Here is a 21,557-nt window from a genome sequence, read left to right on the forward strand (position 1 = left end):
ACGATCCCGTGTCCTTTTACCGGCGCGTGCGACACGTACGGGTATGACCGAGGTCATCGACGGGAACGCCGTCGCAACCGAACTCCGCGAGGAGATCGCCGACCGCGTCGAGACGCTTTCCGCGGCCGGGGTCGAGCCGGGACTCGCGACCGTGTTGATGAGCGAGGACGCCGCGAGCGAGACGTACGTCTCGATGAAACAGCGCGACTGCGAGGAGGTCGGGATGGACGGCATCCACGTCGAGTTGGATCCCGAGGCGTCCGCCGAGGAGCTGTACGGGACGATCGACGATCTGAACGACGACGAGGACGTCCACGGAATCCTGGTTCAGCTTCCCGTTCCCGACCACGTCGACGAGCGCGAGGTGCTGCGCCGGATCCGCCCCGAGAAGGACGTCGACGGGTTCCATCCCGAGAACGTGGGGCGGCTCGTCGCCGGAAACGCACGGTTCAAGCCCTGCACGCCACACGGCATCCAGCGCCTGCTCGCCGCACACGACGTGGAGACGGAGGGCGCGGACGCGGTCGTCGTGGGGCGTTCGGACATCGTCGGCAAGCCGATGGCGAACCTGCTCATCCAGAAGGCGCCCGGCGGCAACGCCACGGTCACGGTCTGTCACTCCCGGACAGACGACCTCGAAGCCCGGACGCGCGAGGCCGACATCGTGATCGCCGCCGCCGGAATCCCCGAGTTCATCGACGGCTCGATGCTGAAGGCGGGCGCCACCGTGATCGACGTCGGGATCAACCGCGTCGAGAGCGAGGACGGATCGGGCACGGAACTCGTCGGCGACGTGGCGTACGAATCGGCGGCGGAGGTCGCGGGCGCCATCACGCCGGTTCCCGGCGGCGTCGGCCCGATGACCCGCGCGATGCTCCTGTACAACACCCTCAAGGCGGCCAGCCTGCAGACCGGCGTCGAGATCGATCTGCCCTGACGATATCGATCCCTCCGGAACCCGACGCGGCGTTCGCGCGGTTCAGTGTCGGAACACGCAGATCGACTCGGACGTCCGAACCAGACAGAACGGGGCGCCGTCGTTCGACGGGAACGAGGTCCGCGCCCGTCGCGTGAGGAACAGCCGCGAGAAGGACTCGCCGCAGGCCGGACAGGCCACCCCGTCGCGGTTCTCGTAGAGTTCGGTCCCGCCGTCGTCGCGGAGCTGTTTGAGTCGATGGCGATGGGCGTGGACGTCGAAGTCGGCGGTATCGCTCACGCACGCCGATTCCGACGGAAAGGGTTAATGCGTGCGGTTCGCGGTCGGATCGTCGGCGCCAGCGGTGTGAACTCGGCGGTCACCACCGGTTCGGCCCCGGAGGGCGCTACCGCCTCGACCCGCTCACCCGCTCGCGCGCACTGGAGAGACCGGTCGCGTCTCCCGCATCCAGGTATCGAACCAGGTCGTTTTCCGCCCGTACCAGCGCCTCGATCACGTCGGGGTCGACGTCGCCCTGAAGCGATTCCACGCGCTTCGTTCGTTCGCGAAGCGACTCGAGGACGTCCCGTGTGGCCTCGATATTGGGGTCGTCCTCGACGTCATCCGGACCGTCCTCGACGTCGACGTCCGGATCGACCGCTCCGTCCTCCAGATCACGGAGATACGTCGTCAGGTCCTCGCGGTGGGTCCCGATCGCGTTCGCGTACGCGAGCCCGCGGGCCGCGTGGAACCGGTCCGGGACGGTTCCCGGGGCCGGACGGTCGCCGTCGTCGGCGCCGGAGAGCAGTCGGAGGAGGTACTCGCGTTCCGTATCGCTCGGCTCCGCGAGGCGGCCGTAGACGTCGAGCGCCTGTAGCAGCTCGCGGGCGGCCAGGTAGACGTCGTCGAGGGGCAGGAGCTCGCCGCCGCGGACGAAGCCGCGCCGGTGGACGTACTCGCGCAGGTCGGACTCGAGGTCGGAGATCCCGTCCGCGGGGAGGGTGCCCGCCGCCTCGCCGAACCGAAGCCGGTGATCGGACAGATCGAGATCGACCGGCGAGTCCGTGTGTCGGCGACGTTCGTCGACGCCGACGCTTCGCAGGCTCTCACAGTCCGGACAGGCGATCGATCCGGTCTCGTAGTAGGACCAGCGGGTCCCGCAGTCGACACACTCGCGTTCGCCACGGACCTTCATCGATCGGAGGTGGGGACGGCACGCCTAAATGGCTGGCCACCGAGCGCGCTCGGCCGTGGCGCTCGTTAGAGGAGCTCGTCCGGGGTGTTCGTCCGGGACGCTCGACGATCCGGTTTTGATCCTCCGCTTCGTCGATCGACCGACACCAGCTCACGCGAAGCTGTCGACGTACTCGGCCGCGTAGCCGAACTCGTGCTCGTAGCCGTAGGCGGACAACAACACGGGGTAGAAGGGCTCCTCGGCGACGAGCGGATCGCCGTCGGCCGCCGCGAACCGCTCGCCGGCCTCGACGCGCTCGAAGTTGTGAACGAACACCTCGTACTCGCTCGCCGGGGGCTTCGCGATTCGGTCCGAGAGCCGGAAGACGTCGACGTCGCCGCGACCGCCCGCGTCGACGACGCTCTCGGATCCGGGCGCGCAAAGCGCTCCCGTCGCCGCGAGGAACGCGCGAACGAGCCAGTAGGCGTTGTCGGCCGCCTCATCGGTCCCCTGGAGGCCGCACTCGACCTCGATCGTGTGGGGGTGCTCGATGAGCCGCCCCTCGGTGAAGGCGTCGGTCTGGACGACCGCCTCGACCGGAAGGTGGGGGGCCACGCCGCGGGCCACCTCGTCCATCGTGTCGATGACCGCGAAGGGCTCCGCGTACGACTGCGTCGAGTGGAGCGCGAGGGTGGTACATCCCCGAAGCTCCGAGAGGAGCCGATCGGCGAGGCGACCTTCGTGGGTGTCGGCCTCCGGATCGCCGGGGAACGCCCGGTTGAGGTCCTCCTCGAGGTACCGCTCGCCCGCCTCGAGCGCCTCCTCGTTGGCGACGATCAGCTTGACCGGCCGTTCGTAGGCCTCCTCGTCGGCGAGAAGCCGGTCGACGGCGCGTGCGCCGCACGGCTCGTCGCCGTGGATGGCGGCGACCACCGCGATCTCGGGTCGACCCTCGCCCAACTCGACGATTCGCATGGTTCGACTACCGGACGCGCGAATAAGTCGGGTTCGGATCGCGGCGGACGCGTCGAGCGAGGGACCCCACTCACGGCCCGTTCTCGAGCTCCTCCACGTACTCGTAGTCGACCGGGTAGGCCTCCGGTCTGGCTCCGTCGATCGCGATCCGCCAGCCGTCGATCGCCGACGGATCCGAGAGCGCCGCCTCGAGAGTGACACGCACGTCGTCGACGTCGATCCCGTAGAAGTCCGCGGGGACCCCGCGGAGGTACTGGAGGGCGGTCTCGAAGAGGCTCTCCATGCCGGCGTCGTCCTCGAAGTCGACGTGCTTGTAGGCGCCGGCGGCGACCTGCACCATCCCGTGGAGGAAGGCCGACTCCACGGTCCCGGCGCCGTAGTTGTACCACTCGTCCTCGAAACAGTCGTGGGACTCGTGGTACTCGCCGGCGTTGAACAGCCGGATCCCGTGTTCGCTCGCGCGTCGGAGCGTCGCGTGCTCCCAGACGCGGTCGTCGCTTCGCCACCCGGTGGGGTCGCCGAGCGGCGGGGCGACGCCGGGATCGCGGGTGTGTTCGTCCATGTCGACAGCACGGGACGGAGGCGCTAAACGCTGTGGGTGGCCCGATTTGGGCCTCGACCGTGAACGCCCGCCGATCGGGGCTTCGGAGTGGTCGATCGGCTCGCGATCGGCGAGGATCCGGACGGGGACTCGCCGAAAATCGGAGGCTTAAACCCGGATCGGGATCATCACTCGAACGCGTGCGAGGGTAGCCAAGCCCGGAAACGGCGGCGGACTCAAGATCCGCTCCTGTAGAGGTCCGTGGGTTCAAATCCCTCCCCTCGCATACGTGCGGGCCGCTCGCCGGTCCGCCGGATGCACCGGAGGGATTGAATCAGGCCAGACCGGCCCGGAACGGCCGACGGCCGCAGCCCGGCCGTCTTGAAGTGGTTCAAATCCCTCCCCTCGCATCGCCGGGGTCACACCCGTGATGCGGAAGACGCTCTCGGAGCGCTCTTCCCTCGCAAAAATTCCTGAAACGACGCCGATCGAGGAGCGACGGCCACGAACGATCCGGACGCGACTCCGACGGATTGCGGCGGTCACGACTGCGAGGGACCTGACTGCGACAGACGCGACTCCGGTGGACGTGGAAGACGGATGGAGAAAGCGGTAAAGCGGTACGCGGGAAGCGACGATCCCACGAAGCGATCGGCTCGTGACGCCGACGCGATCGACGGCTCGGAGACGAGGTCCTACCGGCCGCCGTCCGTGTAGACGCGGTCGGCGAGGAGGCTCTCCGCTGTCGCGTTCGCCTCCGCCGGGTTTGGCCGCGACCCGGCGGCGATCTCGGCGGCGAGTTCGCGCGCGAGCTCGTAGACGGCGCGGCCGTCGGCCCGCTCGGCGACGCGCTCGAAGGTGTGACGGTAGCCGGCGGCGCTTCGCTGTCCGGTCTCCTCCAGGTTGGCGTCGATCGCGTACTCGATCTGTCTGACCGCTTCCTCGGGGCGCATATGGGACGAAAGGAGCGACATCCCCATAAAGGTACGCGAATTCGAAAACGAGTTAATACTTTCGCGGAGCGTTCCGTGTTCGGTCGAGTGACGCCGTCTTCATCGATTTCGATGCGATCGATGCGTTAACGGGGGCGGCCGCTCCACCTCCCCGCATGATCGACGACGCCGACCGCGACGACCGAGCGACGATCGCCGAACGGGCGGCCCACGCCGGCGCCCGCGTGGCCCACGAGCACTTTCGAACGGGTATCTCGACGGAGACCAAATCCGGGAAGACCGACGTCGTCACGGCGGCCGACCGCACGGCCCAGCGCGAGGCTATCGACGTCATTCGAACGGAGTTCCCCGACGACGCGATCGTCGGCGAGGAGGACGACGAGCTGAAGGCCGTCCCCGAGTCGGGGGCGGCCTGGATCATCGATCCGATCGACGGGACGAGCAACTTCGTCCGTGACAACCGGGTGTGGGCGAGCGTCGTGGCCGTGGTGGTCGACGGCGAACCGGTCGCGTCGACCACCGCGATGCCCGCCCTCGAGGACGTCTACACCGTGGACGCCGAGGGCGCCTACCGGAACGGGGAGCCGCTCGCGACGAGCGACGTCGACGATCCGGAGGCGGCGATCGTCTCGCCGGCCATGTGGTGGGAGATGGACCGGCGCGACGAGTACGCCCGGGCGTGTGAGGCGATCGTCACCCGGTTCGGCGACGCGAGGCGGATCGGCTCCGCGCAGGCGCTTCTCGCCTCCATCGCCGACGGCGGACTCGAGGGGGCGATCACGAACGTCGAGACGAACCCCTGGGACACCGTCGCCGGCGTGAACCTGATCCGGCAGGCCGGCGGCAGAGTGACCGACCTGGACGGGAACCGCTGGCGACACGACTCGGTCGGTCTCGTCGCCTCGAACGGCGAGCTACACGGGGAACTGCTCGAGGCCGCAAACGAGATCGAAGGGTAGCTCGTCGCTCCTGGTGGCGTGATCGGTGTGGTAAAAAGACCCGCCGGTGGCGAGTCGAACGATGCGAACGCGAGCGCCCGAAACCGAATCCGAGCGGACGCGTCGAGAACTGCAAACCGTCAGCGTGACGCTGGCGTCTTTACGGGGTGAGGCTCAGTTGCGAACGACGTTCGTCGCGCGCGGGCCCTTGGGGGCGTCCTCGATCTCGAACTCGACGTCCTGTCCCTCCTCGAGGTCGGGGCCGCCGACGTCCTCCATGTGGAAGAACACGTCGTCGTCCGCGTCGTCAGTCGAGATGAAACCGTAGCCGCCAGTGTCGTTGAAGAAGTCAACCGTACCTTTCGACATTGCAACCGTAGCGAGGCCCTCTTGACGGTTAACGCTTGTGCGACACGTGGTATCGTGATCGAACGCGAATCCGAGGATATTCTCATCTTCAGGCCACGAGACGACGATTTTCTCGAGGATGGGAATTCTCACGCGGGTGAGATATTCGCCCGAGGAGGACCGGATCCGCGATCAGATCCCCGTTCGGCAGCGAACGGACCGAGAGGATCACACGTCGAAGATCGGACGTCGCATTCGGACGCGAAGGTTACACGCCGAAGGTCGCACGCAACACGTCACGGGTCCCCGGACCGAGCCCGACCGCGAGCACGGTCACCATCAACAGGACGGTGTATCGCGGCGACTCCTCGAACATCTCGTCGTTGAACACCCACACGACGAACGTCGCGGCGGCGAGCTTCACCGGAAGGAACGGCCAGGCGTCGCCGGTGACGGCGAGGACCGACTCGGGGAGCAGACGCCCGGTCCACCGGATGATGGCGGCGTTGAGAACGTGTTTGGGCACGAGGTTCGGCGCGCCGACGAGCGCCGGCATCCAGTCCAGCCCGATCACGTTCGCGGTGCCGTCGATCGCGTGCCCCCAGATGACGACGAGCCCGATGTAGCCGGTCCCGTCGTTGACCGAGGGCGCGAACCGTCCGATGAGCAGCCAGGTGACCGCGGTGGACGCGGTCGCAACGACGAGCGTCAACGCGAGGATGGAGACGCGAAACGTCACGAAGTCGACCGTGATCGCGAGGTACGCGAGGTAGCCGATCGACGCGGCAACGGCGATCGATCCCATCGCGAAGAGGGGTTTCGCGTAGTCCTCCGCGAGCCCCCAGTCGGCGAGCGCGTACGCGAGGAGCACGCACGCGAGCGTCACGAGGAAGACGGTCACGTAGATGAAGGGGCTGATGAACAGCGCGGTCCAGGGATCCGGGATCAGGTGTTCGCCACGGGCACCCAGGGCCGCGACGCCCGCGTCCTCTATCGTCCGGAGCGCACCGCCGAGGAGAACGAACGGGAACAGCGCGAAGAAGAACCGCTTCTCCTCGCCGATCTCCAGGCGCTGAAGCAGGAACAACACGCCGACGAGCGCGATCAGCAACACGACGACGTAGGAGACCGTCGAGACGGTGGTGTACCCCGGCGAGGCGACGACCGCGTCCGCGGTGGCGGCCGCGTCGCTGCAGGCGGCCGACGAATAGAGGTACTCCACGCCGCCGTCGGCGTGACGGACGGCACACTCGGCCCCCTCGCCGTCGGCCGCCACCGGCCCCCAGAAGTAGCGCCAGAGGAACCGATCGTAGACGTACCGGGGGAACAGGACCGCGCCGGCGGCGAGGGCGGCCGCCAGGGAGACGACCGTGGCGACCCACGCCGCCTCCGGGGACGACTCGATGCGCTCCGCGATCGAGAGGCTCATTGGTGAATATGGCGACGTCCGGCGGGTTTAGCTTCTGCGGTACGATCCCACAGGATCGGATGTTACGGCAAGCCCCGCGGCCTCAGTAGTTCGCGAGGGGGTTGTCGAGGTCGATCTCGCCCGCGTCGAGTTCGGCCTCGATCTCGCGGGCGGCGGTCACCATGTTCTCGGTCTTGCCGTAGGCGATCTCGCGGGGCAACAGCTTGAGCCCGCAGTCCGGCGAGATCGTGAGCTTCTCGGGCGGAACGATCTTCAGTCCCTGGAGGACGTTCCGTTTGATCTCCGCGACCGACTCGACCTCCGCGGTGTGTGCGTCGACGACGCCGAGCGCGAGATCCGGTTCGAACTCGGGATCGGTGAACACCCCGACCTGCTCGTAGTCGCCGTTGCAGAGCTCGACGTCGAACTCGTCGATCGGGAAGTCGTTGAGCTCGGGGTAGATCCGCGAGTAGTCGCCGTAACAGACGTGCAGTCCGATCCGGACGTCCTCGGGGATCCCCGCCGTGATCCGGTCGAGCGCCTCGTGGACGATGGCGTGGTCCTCCGGGGTGGTCGCCAGCGCCGGCTCGTCGATCTGGATGTACTTCGCGCCGGCCTCGACGAGCGCCTCGACCTCCTCGTTGACGAGGTCAGCGAGGTCGTAGACCAACTCCTCCGTGGTCCCGTAGGCCTCGTTGAACGCCCAGAATCCGAGGGTGTACGGTCCGGTGATCGGGACCTTCACGGGCCGGCTCGCCACCTCGCTCGTGAACTCGAACTCGTCGACGAGCCACGGCTCGTCGTAGGCGACCTCCTCGACGACGGAGGGCTTATCGAAGTAGTTGTGACCCCACACCTTCACCGGGCCGTTGAACTCGTAGCCGGGGATGCGGTGGGCGAAGAACTCCACCATCTCGTTTCGTCGCATCTCGCCGTCGACGACCGTGTCGAGGCCGGCCCGTTCGTGCTCGTCGGTGATGAGCCGACAGGCGTCGTCGTGGGCCTCCGCGAGGTCGGCGGCGTCGAACTTCGAGTCGGGGTCCTTGACGAGCTCGTCGGCGCGGTTGAGCCACTTCGGCTTCGGGTACGAGCCGACCACGGTCGTCAACAGGAAGTGGTCGTTCGGATGCGTCTCGGGGCGGAACTGCTCGCGGTTGGCGTCGGGCGTTCGGACCATTACGAAAGCACCTCCACGCCCGCGGCGAGGGCGTTCAGCTTCGCCTCGTACTTGTTCTCGGGCAGGTAGAACAGCTCGGTGTTCGAGGTGACGTAGGTCGTCTCGAAGTCGTCCACGGGCACCTGCGATTCGAACCACTCGACGCGCTCCGCGATCGTCTCCGGCGTCTCGACGAGGGTGTTCTGTCCGTCGACGACGCCGAGGGCGATGGAGTCCGCCGCGCCGTACTCCTGGACGTTGTAAAGCGAGTCCTCGCGGTCGCCGGCGACGAGGTCTATCCCCACCGCGTCCACGTCGGCATCGAGCAGGTGTGCGTACGGCTTCTCCGGGATCGCGCCCCAGTAGGTGTGGACCACGACCTCGGCGTCGGTCGCCGCGGCCACCTCGTCGATCGCGGCGCTCGCGCGCTCGTCCGCGCCGTCACCGGGCGGGTTCTCGACTAACGAGGGCTCGAGCAGGAACAGCGTCTCGTGGTCGCCGAGCGCCTCGACCTCCGCGGCGAGGAACGCCGCGATCGCCTCGAGGAACTCACCCTCGTCGCCACCGGTCTCGTTCGTCGCGAGATCGGCGAGCGAGTAGGGACCCGGAAGGACCGCCTGCAGCGCGGCGTTCTCGGGTGCGACGTCGCGGGCGGCCGCCAGGTCGTCGGCGACGTCGCCGCTCGGGCTCGGCTCGGAACGCACGCGCGGGTCGCGATAGAAGTTGTTGTTGTCGTAGTACCGGACGATTCCGCCGGGTTCGACCCCGTCGGCGATCGTCAGCGGGTGGGCGATCATGTCGTCCCACCGCGCCTGTCCCTCCACGATCCGGTCGAGTCCGGCGTCGACCTGGTCGTCGATCAGCTCCGAGCGGACCTCGTCGTAGGTCTCGACGATCTCGCCCGTCTCGTCGCCGCTCAACAGGTCGCCCTTCTGGTGGCCCTTCAACTCCGAAAGCGTCTCCTTCGCCCAGTCCGGGAGCGGATACAGCCCCGGCGTGGTCGCGACTCGTTCGGTCATCGACGGAGGTTGGATATGCCGCTGTTTAATATTTTCTAATACGGATTATTCCATTCAGTAATCTCCCGACGACGAGGGCGACCGCCGGGACAGCCGGAGGATCGAGAGCGTCTCGAAGGGAAACGACTCCTCGCGAACGACCTCGTCGTCGAAGCCCGCGTCGGCGGCGCGCCCGCGGATCTCCTCGTAGCCGGCGAGCGAACTCACGAGCAGTAGGACGATCCCCTCCGGCGCCAGCACTCGCTCGACGTCGTCGAGGAACGGCTCGATCAGCTCCCGACCCGTCTCCCCGCCCGAGAGGGCGGTCTCCATCCAGTCGTCCCACTCGTTTTCGGGATCGGTGGGAAGGTACGGCGGGTTGAACAGGACCGCGTCGAACGCGCCCGCACGAAAGGGATCGAGGAGGTCGCCGCGGACGACCTCGACTCCACGCTCTCGAGCCTGTCGGCACGCGTGCGGGTTGACGTCGCTGGCAACGACCTCGTCGACCTCGCCGGCTTCCTCGTCGACTCGTTTCGCGACCCAGCCCGATCCGGTTCCGACCTCGAGCACGCGGCCGGTCGCCTCCTCGAGCGCCGCCTCGGCGAGGAGACCCGAATCCTCGGCCGGCTGGTAGACGGTCGTCTCCGCGCCGCGCCGCTCCGCGAGATCCGTCATTCGCTCTCACCCGTCCCCGCTCCCGACTCGCCCGCGGACGATCCTTCAGAATCCGACGCAGACGATCCCCCGTCGGCCGCAGAATCGTCCGGGGACCCGACGGTGACGGACAGCTCGTTCGGGCGCGACCCGTGGGTCCGCTGCGGGAAGGGGATCGTGATCCCCTCCTCGGAGAACGCCTCGTGGACGGCGGAGATGACCTTCGTCTGGGTCCGCCACCGCTTTCTGGCGCTCGGCTGGTCGATCCAAAAGCGCACGCCGAGGACGACCGAGGAGTCGCCGAACCGCTTTGCGACGACCTTCGGACGCGGGGCGGTCCTGACGTCGTCGATCGCCGCGGTCGCCTCCTGGGCGACGTCGGCGGCGTGATCGGGATCGTCGGCGTAGTCGATGCCGACCTCCACCTCGATCCGGAGCCGGCCCTTCCGCGAGCGGTCGACGATCACCTCGTTCCCGATCCGGTCGTTCGGGATGGTGACGTGTTCGCCGTCGAACGTCTGGATGCGCGTGTGAAAGACCGTGATCTCGGTGACCGTTCCCTCGTAGTCGCCGAACTGGATCCAGTCGCCGATCTCGAAGGGCCGCGAGACCATGAGGACGATCCCGGCGAGCACCGACCCGAGGGTCTGTCGCGCGGCCATGCCGACCACGATGCCGAGGAATCCGGCCCCGACGAGGAGGCTGCCGAGGTTGTCGGTGAACAGCCCGATGACGACGAGCGCCGCCAGCGAGTAGATCCCCAGCTGCGTCAGCCGGTATACCACCTGCTTTTGGTGTGAGGAGATCGTCTTGCCGGTGGAGATCACCTCCCCGATGACCTGCCCGAGGAAGTCCGTGATCGCGTAGGCGCCCCCGAGAACGATGACGGCGAGGATGATGTTCGGGACCTGCGCCCCGAGCTCGAGGCGGCCGTACGCCGCCAATAGCTGGTCGCCGAGTCCCCACAGCCCGACCAGTCCGAGAACGCCGACGGCCGTGGTTGCGGCCATCGCCGTCGACAAGACGAGACGTTTGGTGGTTCCGAACTCCGCTCCCCTCGAGGCGCGGTATCGATGCACGAGATACCGTATGAGGAACACCGCGAGGATGATGGCGGCGCTCGCCCCGAGCCGTTCGAGCGTCCCGAAGGCGACCTGACCGGTGCCGGGCCAGGCCGATTCGATCGTCGTCATCGGCCGATCACCGCACCGGGACGCCCCCTCGCGAGCCACGAGTTCCAGCGTTCGTTCACCACTGTGGTGTCCCCTGTAGGGGTGATTTGCCGCGCCCGATTAAGAACGTTCACCCTCGTGATCGGGGACGGAAACGGACAGAGAGACGAAGACGGGGAGGGGTTCTCGAGCATCGGCGTTCACCTCACGCTCACGACTCGTGGGGCTCGCCGTGTTCGTAGGCGATCGTTGCGAGCTCGGCGAACGTGGAGGGTTCGAGGGTGCCGGGGCGACGCCGAAGGAGGTCCTCCTCGACCGCCTCGACGACCGCCTCGGAGTCTTCGAGCCCCGAGATGTGGCCCGTGTTCCGGATCGCGTTGCGGAGCGTCTTGCGCCGCTGGGTGAAAAGCGCCTTCACGAACCGCAGGAAGAACACCTCCTGGGGCACCTCGTAGTCGGGGTCACGGGGCGTACACCGAACGATCGCGCTTTGGACCGCCGGCTTCGGCTCGAAGGCCTCACGCGGGACGTGCTCGACCAGCTCGACGTCGGCGTAGTGGCGCGCGGACACCGACAGCCGGCCGTACTCGCTCGTTCCCGCCTCGGCGACCATCCGCTCGGCGAACTCCGCCTGAAACATCAACACGAGCGGGCGCCTTCGAGGAAGCAGCCGGAAGGCGATCTCCGAGGAGACGCCGTACGGCAGGTTCGCGACGCACGCGGAGAACTCCGGAAGGTCCTCCTCGAGGGCGTCCCCGTGTATCACCGAGAGGCGATCCGCTCGAACCGCGTCGTCGAACTCCTCGCGGAGGAACGCGGCGTACTCCCGGTCCCGTTCGATCACGGAGAGACGGCCGCCGTCCGGCAGCGCTCCGAGGAGGCGGTCGGTGAGGGCGCCCGCCCCGCCGCCGATCTCGAGCAGTCGAGAGCGATCGACGTCGTCCGGGAGGTAGGTCGGAATGCGGTCGAGGACCCGGTCGTCGACGAGGAAGTGCTGGTCCCGATCGGGGTCGACGCGGAGGCCGGCCCGCCGGATCAGCCCGTCCGGATCGCGGTCGCCCGCGAGGGGGACGTCCCCTCCGTCAGCGCGGGTGGATGGATCGGTCATTAACTCGACTAGCGGCGGCACTCCGGTAAACGTCCCGCTTCCCGGCGGAGACGCGGTGACGCCTCGGGGTCGTGACGGTCGACGGTTCGAGGTCGCCGCGTTCCGGGCTCACTCCCCGCCGCGGTCGACGAACACGCGGTACTTGAGATCGTCCTCGCGGATCTCCTCCAGGATGCGCTCGACGAGCACCTCCTTCGGGCGGTGCAGCCCCGATATCCGCTCGGAGACGTCCTCGAAGCTCTCGAAGGGGCCGCGCTTTCGCTCGTCGAGGATCGTGTTGCGCAGCTTCTTGCCGATCCCCGGAAGCAGGTTGAGCCGGTGGAGTCGGAGCGTGATCGGCTCGGCCTCGTTGTAGAAATCGACGAAGCGTCGCTCGTTCTCCTCGACGATCCGCTCTACGGCGTACTCGATCTCGGCGGCGGCGTTGTGGGTCAACTCGTCGTGGTCGACCTCCCGGTAGCGTGAGACGATGTCGGCGTCGGCGGTGGGCTCGATCGCGATCCGGTCGCCCACGGAGGCGTCCGCGTCGTCGCTCAAGGTGAGCTCGAAGAGTCGAAAGTCGGACTCCCCCAGCGCGTAGGCGATCGGCGACTTCTGGTACTGGGGCCGATCGTCGTCCGGCCGACCGGTCGGCAACACGTCGATGGCCACGGCGTACCGACGGTCGTCGCCGTCGGAGTCCGATCCGGGCTCGGCGGTCGAGTCCGAATCCGCGCCGGCCTCGCCGTCCGAACGGGCGTCGGTTCCGCCGTCCGGCAGGACGCGCGAGCGCTGAGGGTCGTTCATACCCGTATCTATGCGGAGGTGATACTTAAAAATCGTCCGCCGTGGAACGGTCGGATCGACCCGGCAACCCGACGAGCAAGGCGTCGGATCGAACGACGAAACGGCGACGGGGAAGTCGGGTTCGGAAACCGCGGATCGAGAACGGGCCCGAGAGGGCCTATACGTACTTCGCGAGGACGTTCAGGATCTCGTCGAGCTGGTCGCCGTCGAGGGAGTACCGCTCGTGGGCGAACACCGAGCGGAGCTCCGTCCGGTCGTTCGGAAGCAGGTCGGCGATCTTGATCGCGGCGCGCTCGTCGACGTACTCGAGCTCGCACAGCTCCTCGACGAGCTCGCGGGACTCCTCGCCCTCCAGGGTCGCAAAGCGGTTGACGTGTTCGATCGCGCGGGCGAGCTCGTAGCGGAGTTCGCGGTCCTCGTCGGCCGCGCGTTCCGCCTCGATGTCGGCGAGGATATCCTTGGCCTCGGCGACGGTGACGTTCTCCTCGTCGAGTTTCTCCTTGAAGATGCTCATCTCGGATGGCTCCGATCAGTTCTGTGCGCGCATGTGGGCGGCCGAGACGATGAGCGTCTTCGTCTTGCCGCCGTCCGTGATCTCCACTTTGAACGCGGATCCCTGCTTGCCGACGACCGTTCCGGTGTGGCCGTCGAATCGGGGGTGGAAGCGACCCTTCTGTACGCTCGGGTCGATCTTGAGGTGGACCTTCTGGCCCTCCTCGTACTCCTGGATGGCTCGCTGCGGCGGCGAGGTGCCGCGCTCGCGCGGCGCGTTCGAGAGCTTGTTGCGCGTCGCCTTGTTGGGCCCGTTGGAACTCGGCATGGTCGTGGGACCAGTACCGTCGGCGCGGTTATAAATGGTGCGTTACGGGTCGGGGACGTCACTGGTTCACGGGCACCCGCCCCGTCCCGTCACTCCATCGGCCAGCCGGCAGGCACCGACGGTCGCCGTTCCTCGAGCACGTCGAACCGGTCGCAGCGGCGCGCCTCGAGCCAGGCGAGCAGACGCCCGGCCCACCGGAGCTTTCTCGCCTTCGTCGGATCGACCGTCGGGTCCTCGAGGTCCCAGCCGACGAAGACGAGCTCGGCGGCCCCGAAGTGGTCCGCGAGAAACGCCGCCCGGTCGCCGTCGGTGAAGCCGCCGAACCCGCGGACGTCACCGCGCGGACGGGCCTGCGTGGTCGCGAGGACGTGTTCCGTCCGAAACCGCGGCAGCCACTCGCGAACCGCCGGCACGTTGTCGCCGTGGGCGTGGGCGACCACGGGAACGCCGGACTCGCTCAGCCGGCGCGCCGTCTCCGGATTCTTGTCGAGGTCGGTGACCATCGCATCGATCGCAACGTCCGCTGCGAGCAGGACGTCCGCGGCGGTGGAGGCCGCGAGGACCGCGTCGGCCTCGCGGGCGCGGCGGGCTGCGGACGCGTTCTCGATCGACGGTCCGGCGCCCGCGATCGCCACGGTCGCGCCCGCCAGTCCGTCGAACCGGCCGAGATCGAACGGCGTCGCGAACCCATCTGCGACGTCACGAGCGCGCTCGTCGGCGCCCCGGTCGAAGCCGAAGTCGTCGAGGACGGCCTCGTAGACCGGCTCCCAGGTCTCGAAGTTCATCGATCGGGGTCCGCGATCCGAGCCAGCACGGAGCCGATCTCGGCTGCCGCCGCGAACTCCCCGTCGACGAGTCGCTCGCTCGCGCGCTCGAGGGCGGCCGGCGTGCCGACGAGCAGTCCCCGCGCGGTCGCGTCCCCGGCACCGGATCCGGTGGCGTCGCCGGACCCATCCGTCGCGGGCGTCTCCGATCGGGTGGACTCGGCGGTCCCTGCCGTTCCGTCGGTCGCGAACGCGACGCCGGTCCCCTCGACGGCGGCCGCGAGGGCACGGAGCCGATCCCGATCGAGACCGGAGGCTTCGACCACCCGGATGACGCTTTCGTCCGCGATGTCGGCGTTTGCTCCGACCCGGTCGAGATGTCGTGCCGCCTCACGTGGCGCCGTCACGTCGAGTTCCTCGAGCTCGGCTCCCGGGACGGTCTCTCGGATCCGATCGCGGGCGAACTCCGCGCCGATCGCGGCGGCGTCGCGGGTCTCCGCGACGTCGTGGGTGCGGATCACGTGGGCGCCGCGCTCGACCGCCATGGACGTCGCGGCGAGCGAGGCCGGGAGCGCCCCCTCCGTCTCGCGGTCGACGACGTCGCGAAGGAAGTTCTTCCGGTTGATGGACACGAGGATCGGACGGCCGTAGCCGCGGAACTCGCGAAGCCGGCGGAACGTCTCCCGGTCGTCCGCGAGGGTCTTCTCCTCGGTCCAGCCGCCGAAGGCCGGATCGAGGATCGTGCGGTCGGTGAACCCGTTTCGGGCGAGCGCGTCGTAGATGTCGTCGACGTCCGCGATCGCGCCCGGACGCTCGAGGTCCGGCGGGGAGGCCATCTTCACCACGGCCGCCTCCCGGTCCGCACAGACCGCGGGCATCTCCGGGTCCGCGAACCCGCAGACGTCGTTGACCATGTCGAATCCCCGATCGAGGGCCGCCGCCGCGACCTCGTGATAGCGCGTCTCGATCGACCAGACCGCGTCGCCCGCGGTCGACTCCATCGCCTCGATCGCCGTGTCGAGCCGGTCGAGCTCCTGGTCGGCCGAGAGCACCTCGAACCGCTTGTTCGCCGACTCCAGGCCGACGTCGACGATGTCGGCGCCCTCCGCGATCAGCTCGGCGTCGACGTACTCGGCCGCCTCGCCCGGATCGTCGAAGACGCTCGGGTCGTAGGGCGACTCCTCGGAGACGTTGAGCACGCCCATGATCCGCGGGGGGCGGTCGTCCCCGATCTCGAGTCCCGCCGCGTCTACAGTTCGCATGCCCGACGGGAGGAACGCGAGCACCATAGGCGGTCCGAAAGCGGATGGGCGACCAGACCGGACGACTCTAAGGAACGTGTTTATACCGCCTCGTCGCCCAGATCCGCACATGTCGAAGGTGAGCGTCGGGCTCCGCGGCTGGCGGTTCGAGGAGTCCGAGATATTCGACGAGGACGGGGAGTTCAAGCCGCTCGAGGAGATCCCCGAGGAGCCGCGTGAACGACTGGTCCGTCTCCAGAAGCTCGTCGAGGAGCCGTGTGACGCCTGCTACATCGAACACGGCGAGGAGAACCTCCACCGCGCGACCCCGGCGGAGGTCGTCTACGGCGAGCCGCTCGGCGAGCTCCTGTTGTGTCACGACCACGAGCCCGACTTCCTCTACTGGTTCCGGGAGGCGGGCGGAAGCGACCATCGCGGATCGTCGGCGTTCGCCGACCGCTTCCACGAGTGGTACGCCGCCGGAAACCGCGCGCCGGAGGACTATGGCGGCCTCGAGCACGTCGACGCCGACCCCGAGGGGCTTCCGGACCCGCCCGGACAAAACGAGATCCAAGAGCGGATCGAGGCGGGCTTCGAGGGACGGCGGATCGACATCCGCTCGTACGTCGAGGACGAGGAGGCGGCCGCCGAACGCGAGGCCGACCGGATCGACGAGGAGGAGATCGCCGAAAGCGATCTGGACCTCTCGACGGACTACCCGCGGGCGGACCGATGAGCGAGCCGGACGCCGGGTCCGGCGAGACCACCGCGTCGCAACCGCGTTCGACGGACCCCGTCGTCGTCGTGGTCGAGCCGGAGACGCCGGGAAACGTGGGAACGATCGCCCGCGCGATGAAGAACTTCGGGCTCTCCGACCTCAAGCTCGTCGACCCGCCGGAACTTCCGGAGGACGGCGAGGCCTACGGGTTCGCCGGCCACGCCCGCCAGGACGTCCTGCCGAACGCCGAGACGGTGACCTTCGAGGAGGTGGTCTCGACGTACCACACGGTCGGGTGTACGGCGATCACCGGCGAGGACGCGAGACGCCACGTCCGGTATCCGTTCTCGACGCCCGCGGAGCTGCGCCAGTCGCTTTCGACCGTCGAGACGCAAACCGCCCTCGTCTTCGGCCGCGAGAGCAAGGGACTGAACAACGACGAGCTCGCCCGCCTCGATCAGGTCTGTTCGATCCCGGCCGACGAGGAGTACCCCGTTCTCAACCTCGGACAGGCCGCGACCGTCCTGTTGTACGAGCTTCGCGAACTCACCGTCGAGGAGTACCAGCTCCCCGACGTCGAGCGCGAGCGGGCCCCCGAGGGCGACGTCGAGCGGCTCCACGAGTACTTCGGCGAGTTCCTCGAACACGCCGACCACCGCGAGCACCGTCGCGACCGCTGTGAGACGCTCTTTCGGCGCGTACTCGGGCGCGCCCACCCGACCGATCGGGAGGTACACACCCTGCTCGGCGTCTTCCGGAAGGCCAACGACAAGCTGTCGTACGCCGACGATCTTGCGGAGCGGTACGGGGAGTCACGGTTCGGGGGCGGCCCCGAGGGGACCCGCGGCGGAGACGACCACGAACGCGCCGAGGACGCGGACGACCCGCGTCCGGAGTGAGTTCGCAAATCGGTGAGAGAACCCGTACGCCGGCCACTCCGCTCCCGGACGGTCAATTTCTCCCCGCCACTCGTTCCGAGAGTCGCGGCGCCGCGAGGATGACCGCGCTCGCGAGGAACGCCGGCACCGCGCCGGCGATCGACGGAGCCAGGTCGGTCAACGCGAGCAGCCACAGCGGCCCGGAGACGGCGAACGCGCCGGCCGCGATCGGAAGCGACACCGGAGGTTCCGAGCCCTCACAGCGAGTCCATCCGACCGCACCCCCGAGCGCCGTTCCCACCGCGACGCTCGCGTCGGCGACGCTCCCCGGTTCCCCGAGCCCGAAGGCGACCAGGACGCCGAGCACGCCGACGGCCGCGGCCGCGAGGAACGGCCGGGTCGGATCGAGGCTGCCGGAGCGATCGTCGAATCCGGAACGGCCGTCGAAGCCGACACGATCGTCGAAGCTCCGCGCGAGCGCGAGGCCCGCCGCCAACAGGCCCGCGCCGAGCAGCCAGCCGGCGAGGACGTCGACGAGGTAGTGGACCTCGATGACGACCCGCGAGAGCCCCACCGCGACCGCGAGGAGACCCCCGAGGGCGAGCCGCGGTCGGCGGCCGCCCAGCCGGTCGAGGACGACCGCCAGTCCGAGGTAGGTCACGGCCGCGCCGGTCGCGTGCCCGCTCGGGAACCCGAACCCGTCGGATTCGGTCGTGCCCGCGAACCAGCCCTCGAGGACGGCCGGCAGCCAGCCGGGGGCCGCCGCCGGGGTGGCCGCTGCCGGCGGGCGCGGGACGCCGAACCCGACCTTCAACAGCGTGAGAGCCGCGAGCGTGCCGGTCACGATCGCGACGAGCGTCGCGCCGGACCGCCTCGGATCGCTCGCGAACCGCTGCGACAGGAACCAGTAGACGCTCGCGAGCAGGACGAAGACGAACCAGGTGTCCCCGAGGGTGGTGACCGCCGCCCCGACGACGACGGCGACGTCCGGGAGCGCGTCGACGACCGCGGACTCGCCGATGCCACGCCCCATCGGTCACTCCTCGCCGCGGTCGCGGACGTACTCCATCGCCCGCCCCGGCGCCTCCAGCGCGTTGAACCCGATCCCGACGATGACGAACAGGGTGTAGAGCCCGAGCGTCGAGAGGCCGAGGATCACCATCGCGGCGATCGCGTAGATCCCCTTCAGGAAGTAGAACGCGCCGAGGGTGAGGACGGTGCCGTACAGCAGTACGAGGTACGGCCCCCATCCGCGTGCGTGGCCCCTCCGCATCCGTCTGCGGACGTAGGCCTTCAGCTCCGTCTCGATCCGCGGTCTGTCGACCGTCCGGCGTTCGACGTCGTCCTCGAAGGTCTCGAAGTCGGCGCGAAGCTCGGCGACTTCCTCCGAGAGCGCGGCGACGTCGGGTGCGCCGCGCGGCGTCTCCTCCTCGTCGCCGGCGCGCGCGTCGGTGTCCTCGCGGTCGCCCATATCGGTCGCTGGGCCGGGGTCCCCTTGGAGTTGCCGGTCCGCAAGCACGGCGTTTGCGACCGCGCCGACGATGACGATCATCGCCGCGAGATACAGCCAGGTGACGAGCAGGAGGACGCCGCCGATGACGCCGTAGACCTGATACTGGCCGGCTCCGGCGGCGTAGACCTGAAAGCCGCCCTGTAACAGCGTCCACCCGACCGCCGCGAGAACCGCACCGGGCAGCGCCTCCCGGAGCGTCATCGGCCGGTTGGGGAGGATGTAGTACATCGGAACGAAGACGATCGCGAGCACGACCGGCAAGACGAGGAGCCCCGCGACCCCGGCGAACGGTCCGAGTCCCGCGAGCCGGCCGCCGCCGGCCGTCGCGATCAGCGCGCCCAACGCGAACATGACCAGGATGCCGGTTCCGATCCCGGCCGCGACCGAGGCGGCGTCCGACAGCTCCTCGAGCAGGCTCGGATCGTCCTCGATCCCGTAGACGGCCTGAAAGGCGGTGTCGAGGCCGCGAAACACCTTGAGGGTCGACCAGACGAGCACCGCGACGCCGAGGACGGTCGCCCCGGTCCGACCCTCCGCGGAGGCGATGGCCGCCGCGACGGCGTCCTGTCCGGCCGGCGTGAGGAACTGCCGGCTCTCGGCCAGGACGACGGCCGCGAACGCGTCGCCGACGAGGAGGCTCGCGACCGAGACGAGGAGCAAAAGCGAGGGGATGAGCGAAATGAACGCGTAGTAGGCGACGCTGGCGGCCAGGAACGTGACGTCCGCCCGTTGAACGGTCGCGACTATCGCTCGGGCCGTCCGGACGGTCGCGTCGATCGTCTCTCGCACGGCACGGAGTTCGGCGCTATCGTACAAAAGCCAGGGGGTCTCTCGGAGGGATCGCACTCCCCGAGGAAATCCCACCCCGGGAAAGCCTCATATCCGGAGAGCCCTCACTCCCCCAGAACCGCCTCGCGCATCTCGGGGATCGACGCCCGCGTCTTGAACGCGGTCCCCCGGTAGTGGGCTCGGGTCGCGTCGTGGCCGGCCGCCCGAAGGCGTGAGACGAACTCGTCCATCCCGATGGCCGGTTCGCTCCACTGCTCGTAGAGGCGGTGCTGGTCGTAGTGGGTCGGCGTGTCGAGCTCGCCGGCCACCCGGGAGAGCAGCTTCCTCGCGCGTTTGGCCTCGCCCATTTCGTCGTCGATGGCGTCGTGAACGTCACGGACGAACGCCGGGTCCGCGATCGGGCCGAGCCAGAGCGGCCCGGCGTCGAGATACCGCTTGGAGTCACATCGCGGACAGCGTGTCGGACGATCGGCGGCGGCGATCAGTCCGTGCTCGTGGGTTCGATGGAGGCAGTCCTCGCAGTGGTGGACGTACCCGAGCTCGTCGAGAACGTCGTCGGCCGCGCGGGCGCCGCCCTCGAGTTCGAGGTAGGTCCGGACGTAGTGACGCGAGACGTGCGAACAGATCGGGCGCGCGGCGAGGTCGTACTTCGCGGCGGTGCGAACGAGCGCCGAAAGCAGGGTCCGAAGCCCCATCTCGGGGTGGTAGTCGGTGTTTTGCGGGACCGCGCCGTACTTCCTGATTCCCGACTGCTGGTGGGCGCCACAAAGCGGGGCGGTGTCGGTCGCCGTGACGCACACGAGGTTGCGAGCGTTCGCGAACGCGGCGTCGACGAAGGGGATGGGCGTACCGTAGGGGTCGAGATCCACGACGTCGAAGACCTCCTCGTGGAGCAGCGCGTTGACGTTGCGATGACTGACCGTCCCCTCCTGGTCGTTGCGCTCGAGGTTCGCCCGGGCCAACTCGACGGCGTCCCGGTCGACGTCGGCACAGGTGACGTCGTACCCCTCCGCGGCCGCGCGGACGCCCCGGATCCCGGAGGCGGCCATCGCGTCGAGGTAGCTCGCCGCGCGCGGCTCCCGGTCGCGGTAGGCGCGCAACACGGCGACGGTCACGTCGCGGTTCAGCTCCTGTGTGGGGTTGAAAAAGACGCCCTCGCCGGTCCCCTCGCTCGCGCCGTCCCGCGATTCCGGGACGTCGATCACGACGCCGCCCTCCGCCAGTTCCATGCCCGGGCTTCGCCCGGCGGGCCTAAAAGCGGGACGTTCCGACGCGGGTCCGATCGATGCAGGTCCGATCGACGCGGGTTCGGTCGCACCGACGCCGTTTTGCCGCTGCCTCCTGAACCCCGACTCGTGGATCCCGGAGACGACTGGCGTTCGACGCTCGCGGAGGCGGGCGAGCTGACCGGGGACGTCGCCTCGGCCATCCTCGAGACGCACGGCGATCGGGGCCGACGGGCGATGGAGGCGGTCGCGGAGCGGCGCGTGAAGCGGTACCGCGATTTCACCGTCGTCGTCGGCCACGAGGACGAGTACGTGATCGAGGGGGGAGAGTGTACGTGTGCGGACGCGCGCTACAACCTCGACGAGGCCGACCCCGAACAGCGGTGTTGGCACGTGCTGGCCGTCGAGATCGCAGAGCGGGTCGACGCGGTCGACCACCACGACATGTGGTACTCGGAGGTCCGCGAGTTCCTGTAGG

25 protein-coding genes and 1 tRNA gene are annotated in these 21,557 nt (G+C 68.7%); 6 read left to right on the top strand and 20 right to left on the bottom strand.

Translation table 11 applies throughout. From position 1 onward, the window contains the following. Window positions 1–43: 43 nt before the first annotated feature. Complete coding sequence (locus ACZ5YD_RS12050; RefSeq protein ID WP_379744275.1) at window positions 44–937, top strand: bifunctional methylenetetrahydrofolate dehydrogenase/methenyltetrahydrofolate cyclohydrolase; 894 nt, start codon at window positions 44–46, stop codon at window positions 935–937. Window positions 938–979: 42 nt separating this feature from the next. On the opposite strand, the gene ACZ5YD_RS12055 is transcribed toward ACZ5YD_RS12050, so the two are convergent. From ACZ5YD_RS12055 to ACZ5YD_RS12070, 4 genes are all read right to left on the bottom strand, one after another. Continuing rightward, window positions 980–1,216: a DUF7385 family protein gene (locus ACZ5YD_RS12055; RefSeq protein ID WP_379744273.1), complete on the bottom strand. Its 237-nt coding sequence runs from the start codon at window positions 1,214–1,216 to the stop codon at window positions 980–982. A 106-nt stretch (window positions 1,217–1,322) separates the two neighbouring features. Further along, complete coding sequence (locus ACZ5YD_RS12060) at window positions 1,323–2,111, bottom strand: DUF7117 family protein (RefSeq protein ID WP_379744271.1); 789 nt, start codon at window positions 2,109–2,111, stop codon at window positions 1,323–1,325. A gap of 150 nt (window positions 2,112–2,261) precedes the next feature. Beyond that, window positions 2,262–3,065 (bottom strand): M14 family metallopeptidase, encoded by an 804-nt coding sequence (locus ACZ5YD_RS12065; RefSeq protein ID WP_379744269.1) that lies wholly within the window; start codon window positions 3,063–3,065, stop codon window positions 2,262–2,264. 70 nt (window positions 3,066–3,135) lie between these two features. Continuing rightward, the gene (locus ACZ5YD_RS12070; protein ID WP_379744267.1) at window positions 3,136–3,627 is read right to left on the bottom strand and encodes a DUF309 domain-containing protein; all 492 of its coding nucleotides are present in this window, start codon (window positions 3,625–3,627) and stop codon (window positions 3,136–3,138) included. A gap of 181 nt (window positions 3,628–3,808) precedes the next feature. On the opposite strand from ACZ5YD_RS12070, the gene ACZ5YD_RS12075 reads away from it, so the two are divergent. Beyond that, a tRNA-Leu gene (locus ACZ5YD_RS12075) sits at window positions 3,809–3,892 on the top strand. Between the two features lie 409 nt (window positions 3,893–4,301). Here the strand turns inward: ACZ5YD_RS12075 and ACZ5YD_RS12080 are convergent. Beyond that, window positions 4,302–4,559 (bottom strand): hypothetical protein, encoded by a 258-nt coding sequence (locus ACZ5YD_RS12080; protein WP_379744265.1) that lies wholly within the window; start codon window positions 4,557–4,559, stop codon window positions 4,302–4,304. Window positions 4,560–4,714: 155 nt separating this feature from the next. Between ACZ5YD_RS12080 and ACZ5YD_RS12085 the strand changes: the two genes are divergently transcribed. Then, window positions 4,715–5,518, top strand: a complete 804-nt coding sequence (locus tag ACZ5YD_RS12085) for an inositol monophosphatase family protein (RefSeq protein WP_379744263.1) — start codon at window positions 4,715–4,717, stop codon at window positions 5,516–5,518. 153 nt (window positions 5,519–5,671) lie between these two features. Here ACZ5YD_RS12085 and ACZ5YD_RS12090 read toward each other — a convergent pair whose 3' ends face one another. The 12 genes from ACZ5YD_RS12090 to ACZ5YD_RS12145 form a co-directional block, all read right to left on the bottom strand. Next, on the bottom strand, window positions 5,672–5,866 hold the full coding sequence (locus ACZ5YD_RS12090) for a cold-shock protein (RefSeq protein ID WP_021072750.1): 195 nt from the start codon (window positions 5,864–5,866) through the stop codon (window positions 5,672–5,674). 247 nt (window positions 5,867–6,113) lie between these two features. Then, complete coding sequence (locus ACZ5YD_RS12095; protein WP_379744261.1) at window positions 6,114–7,274, bottom strand: DUF63 family protein; 1,161 nt, start codon at window positions 7,272–7,274, stop codon at window positions 6,114–6,116. A gap of 82 nt (window positions 7,275–7,356) precedes the next feature. Beyond that, window positions 7,357–8,430 carry a methionine synthase gene (locus ACZ5YD_RS12100; protein WP_379744259.1) on the bottom strand — a complete coding sequence of 358 codons (1,074 nt, stop codon included), beginning with the start codon at window positions 8,428–8,430 and terminating at the stop codon, window positions 7,357–7,359. Further along, window positions 8,430–9,428: a 5-methyltetrahydropteroyltriglutamate--homocysteine methyltransferase gene (locus ACZ5YD_RS12105; protein ID WP_379744257.1), complete on the bottom strand. Its 999-nt coding sequence runs from the start codon at window positions 9,426–9,428 to the stop codon at window positions 8,430–8,432. Before ACZ5YD_RS12105 ends, ACZ5YD_RS12100 begins: the two co-directional genes overlap by 1 nt. Window positions 9,429–9,482: 54 nt before the next feature. Further along, window positions 9,483–10,085 carry a HemK2/MTQ2 family protein methyltransferase gene (locus ACZ5YD_RS12110; protein ID WP_379744255.1) on the bottom strand — a complete coding sequence of 201 codons (603 nt, stop codon included), beginning with the start codon at window positions 10,083–10,085 and terminating at the stop codon, window positions 9,483–9,485. Further along, window positions 10,082–11,257 carry a mechanosensitive ion channel family protein gene (locus ACZ5YD_RS12115; RefSeq protein WP_379744253.1) on the bottom strand — a complete coding sequence of 392 codons (1,176 nt, stop codon included), beginning with the start codon at window positions 11,255–11,257 and terminating at the stop codon, window positions 10,082–10,084. Before ACZ5YD_RS12115 ends, ACZ5YD_RS12110 begins: the two co-directional genes overlap by 4 nt. Window positions 11,258–11,447: 190 nt before the next feature. Continuing rightward, window positions 11,448–12,344, bottom strand: a complete 897-nt coding sequence (locus ACZ5YD_RS12120) for a 16S ribosomal RNA methyltransferase A (protein ID WP_379744251.1) — start codon at window positions 12,342–12,344, stop codon at window positions 11,448–11,450. A gap of 108 nt (window positions 12,345–12,452) precedes the next feature. Beyond that, the gene (locus ACZ5YD_RS12125) at window positions 12,453–13,130 is read right to left on the bottom strand and encodes a DUF655 domain-containing protein (RefSeq protein ID WP_379744249.1); all 678 of its coding nucleotides are present in this window, start codon (window positions 13,128–13,130) and stop codon (window positions 12,453–12,455) included. A gap of 157 nt (window positions 13,131–13,287) precedes the next feature. Beyond that, window positions 13,288–13,644, bottom strand: a complete 357-nt coding sequence (locus ACZ5YD_RS12130; RefSeq protein ID WP_379744247.1) for an RNA polymerase Rpb4 family protein — start codon at window positions 13,642–13,644, stop codon at window positions 13,288–13,290. Window positions 13,645–13,659: 15 nt separating this feature from the next. Further along, window positions 13,660–13,950 (bottom strand): 50S ribosomal protein L21e, encoded by a 291-nt coding sequence (locus tag ACZ5YD_RS12135; protein WP_379744245.1) that lies wholly within the window; start codon window positions 13,948–13,950, stop codon window positions 13,660–13,662. Window positions 13,951–14,039: 89 nt separating this feature from the next. After that, complete coding sequence (locus ACZ5YD_RS12140; RefSeq protein ID WP_379744243.1) at window positions 14,040–14,735, bottom strand: 6-hydroxymethylpterin diphosphokinase MptE-like protein; 696 nt, start codon at window positions 14,733–14,735, stop codon at window positions 14,040–14,042. Beyond that, window positions 14,732–15,976, bottom strand: coding sequence for a dihydropteroate synthase (locus ACZ5YD_RS12145; protein WP_379744241.1), 1,245 nt, complete (start codon window positions 15,974–15,976; stop codon window positions 14,732–14,734). The genes ACZ5YD_RS12140 and ACZ5YD_RS12145 overlap by 4 nt, the downstream gene beginning before the upstream one ends. A 109-nt stretch (window positions 15,977–16,085) precedes the next feature. Between ACZ5YD_RS12145 and ACZ5YD_RS12150 the strand changes: the two genes are divergently transcribed. Together ACZ5YD_RS12150 and ACZ5YD_RS12155 are read left to right on the top strand one after the other, a co-directional pair. After that, on the top strand, window positions 16,086–16,691 hold the full coding sequence (locus ACZ5YD_RS12150) for a hypothetical protein (RefSeq protein ID WP_379744239.1): 606 nt from the start codon (window positions 16,086–16,088) through the stop codon (window positions 16,689–16,691). Next, window positions 16,688–17,572, top strand: a complete 885-nt coding sequence (locus ACZ5YD_RS12155) for an RNA methyltransferase (protein ID WP_379744237.1) — start codon at window positions 16,688–16,690, stop codon at window positions 17,570–17,572. Before ACZ5YD_RS12150 ends, ACZ5YD_RS12155 begins: the two co-directional genes overlap by 4 nt. Before the next feature lie 52 nt (window positions 17,573–17,624). Here ACZ5YD_RS12155 and ACZ5YD_RS12160 read toward each other — a convergent pair whose 3' ends face one another. The 3 genes from ACZ5YD_RS12160 to ACZ5YD_RS12170 form a co-directional block, all read right to left on the bottom strand. Then, complete coding sequence (locus tag ACZ5YD_RS12160; RefSeq protein ID WP_379744235.1) at window positions 17,625–18,584, bottom strand: phosphatase PAP2 family protein; 960 nt, start codon at window positions 18,582–18,584, stop codon at window positions 17,625–17,627. 3 nt (window positions 18,585–18,587) lie between these two features. After that, complete coding sequence (locus ACZ5YD_RS12165; protein ID WP_379744233.1) at window positions 18,588–19,853, bottom strand: YihY/virulence factor BrkB family protein; 1,266 nt, start codon at window positions 19,851–19,853, stop codon at window positions 18,588–18,590. 104 nt (window positions 19,854–19,957) lie between these two features. Continuing rightward, entirely contained in the window at window positions 19,958–21,082 is a 1,125-nt protein-coding gene (locus ACZ5YD_RS12170; RefSeq protein WP_379744231.1) for a tRNA (guanine(26)-N(2))-dimethyltransferase, read from the bottom strand. A gap of 126 nt (window positions 21,083–21,208) precedes the next feature. On the opposite strand from ACZ5YD_RS12170, the gene ACZ5YD_RS12175 reads away from it, so the two are divergent. Beyond that, window positions 21,209–21,556, top strand: a complete 348-nt coding sequence (locus tag ACZ5YD_RS12175) for a hypothetical protein (protein WP_379744229.1) — start codon at window positions 21,209–21,211, stop codon at window positions 21,554–21,556. Window position 21,557: the final 1 nt, after the last annotated feature.

The sequence above is a fragment of the Halopenitus salinus genome, from assembly GCF_055397165.1.

Coding starts and splice junctions, on each gene's coding strand:
- ACZ5YD_RS12050 (WP_379744275.1), top strand. CDS start 44: ATGACCGAGGTCATCGACGGGAACGCCGTCGCAACCGAACTCCGCGAG.
- ACZ5YD_RS12060 (WP_379744271.1), bottom strand. CDS start 2,111: ATGAAGGTCCGTGGCGAACGCGAGTGTGTCGACTGCGGGACCCGCTGG.
- ACZ5YD_RS12065 (WP_379744269.1), bottom strand. CDS start 3,065: ATGCGAATCGTCGAGTTGGGCGAGGGTCGACCCGAGATCGCGGTGGTC.
- ACZ5YD_RS12070 (WP_379744267.1), bottom strand. CDS start 3,627: ATGGACGAACACACCCGCGATCCCGGCGTCGCCCCGCCGCTCGGCGAC.
- ACZ5YD_RS12080 (WP_379744265.1), bottom strand. CDS start 4,559: ATGCGCCCCGAGGAAGCGGTCAGACAGATCGAGTACGCGATCGACGCC.
- ACZ5YD_RS12085 (WP_379744263.1), top strand. CDS start 4,715: ATGATCGACGACGCCGACCGCGACGACCGAGCGACGATCGCCGAACGG.
- ACZ5YD_RS12090 (WP_021072750.1), bottom strand. CDS start 5,866: ATGTCGAAAGGTACGGTTGACTTCTTCAACGACACTGGCGGCTACGGT.
- ACZ5YD_RS12095 (WP_379744261.1), bottom strand. CDS start 7,274: ATGAGCCTCTCGATCGCGGAGCGCATCGAGTCGTCCCCGGAGGCGGCG.
- ACZ5YD_RS12100 (WP_379744259.1), bottom strand. CDS start 8,430: ATGGTCCGAACGCCCGACGCCAACCGCGAGCAGTTCCGCCCCGAGACG.
- ACZ5YD_RS12105 (WP_379744257.1), bottom strand. CDS start 9,428: ATGACCGAACGAGTCGCGACCACGCCGGGGCTGTATCCGCTCCCGGAC.
- ACZ5YD_RS12110 (WP_379744255.1), bottom strand. CDS start 10,085: ATGACGGATCTCGCGGAGCGGCGCGGCGCGGAGACGACCGTCTACCAG.
- ACZ5YD_RS12115 (WP_379744253.1), bottom strand. CDS start 11,257: ATGACGACGATCGAATCGGCCTGGCCCGGCACCGGTCAGGTCGCCTTC.
- ACZ5YD_RS12120 (WP_379744251.1), bottom strand. CDS start 12,344: ATGACCGATCCATCCACCCGCGCTGACGGAGGGGACGTCCCCCTCGCG.
- ACZ5YD_RS12125 (WP_379744249.1), bottom strand. CDS start 13,130: ATGAACGACCCTCAGCGCTCGCGCGTCCTGCCGGACGGCGGAACCGAC.
- ACZ5YD_RS12130 (WP_379744247.1), bottom strand. CDS start 13,644: ATGAGCATCTTCAAGGAGAAACTCGACGAGGAGAACGTCACCGTCGCC.
- ACZ5YD_RS12135 (WP_379744245.1), bottom strand. CDS start 13,950: ATGCCGAGTTCCAACGGGCCCAACAAGGCGACGCGCAACAAGCTCTCG.
- ACZ5YD_RS12140 (WP_379744243.1), bottom strand. CDS start 14,735: ATGAACTTCGAGACCTGGGAGCCGGTCTACGAGGCCGTCCTCGACGAC.
- ACZ5YD_RS12145 (WP_379744241.1), bottom strand. CDS start 15,976: ATGCGAACTGTAGACGCGGCGGGACTCGAGATCGGGGACGACCGCCCC.
- ACZ5YD_RS12150 (WP_379744239.1), top strand. CDS start 16,086: ATGTCGAAGGTGAGCGTCGGGCTCCGCGGCTGGCGGTTCGAGGAGTCC.
- ACZ5YD_RS12155 (WP_379744237.1), top strand. CDS start 16,688: ATGAGCGAGCCGGACGCCGGGTCCGGCGAGACCACCGCGTCGCAACCG.
- ACZ5YD_RS12160 (WP_379744235.1), bottom strand. CDS start 18,584: ATGGGGCGTGGCATCGGCGAGTCCGCGGTCGTCGACGCGCTCCCGGAC.
- ACZ5YD_RS12170 (WP_379744231.1), bottom strand. CDS start 21,082: ATGGAACTGGCGGAGGGCGGCGTCGTGATCGACGTCCCGGAATCGCGG.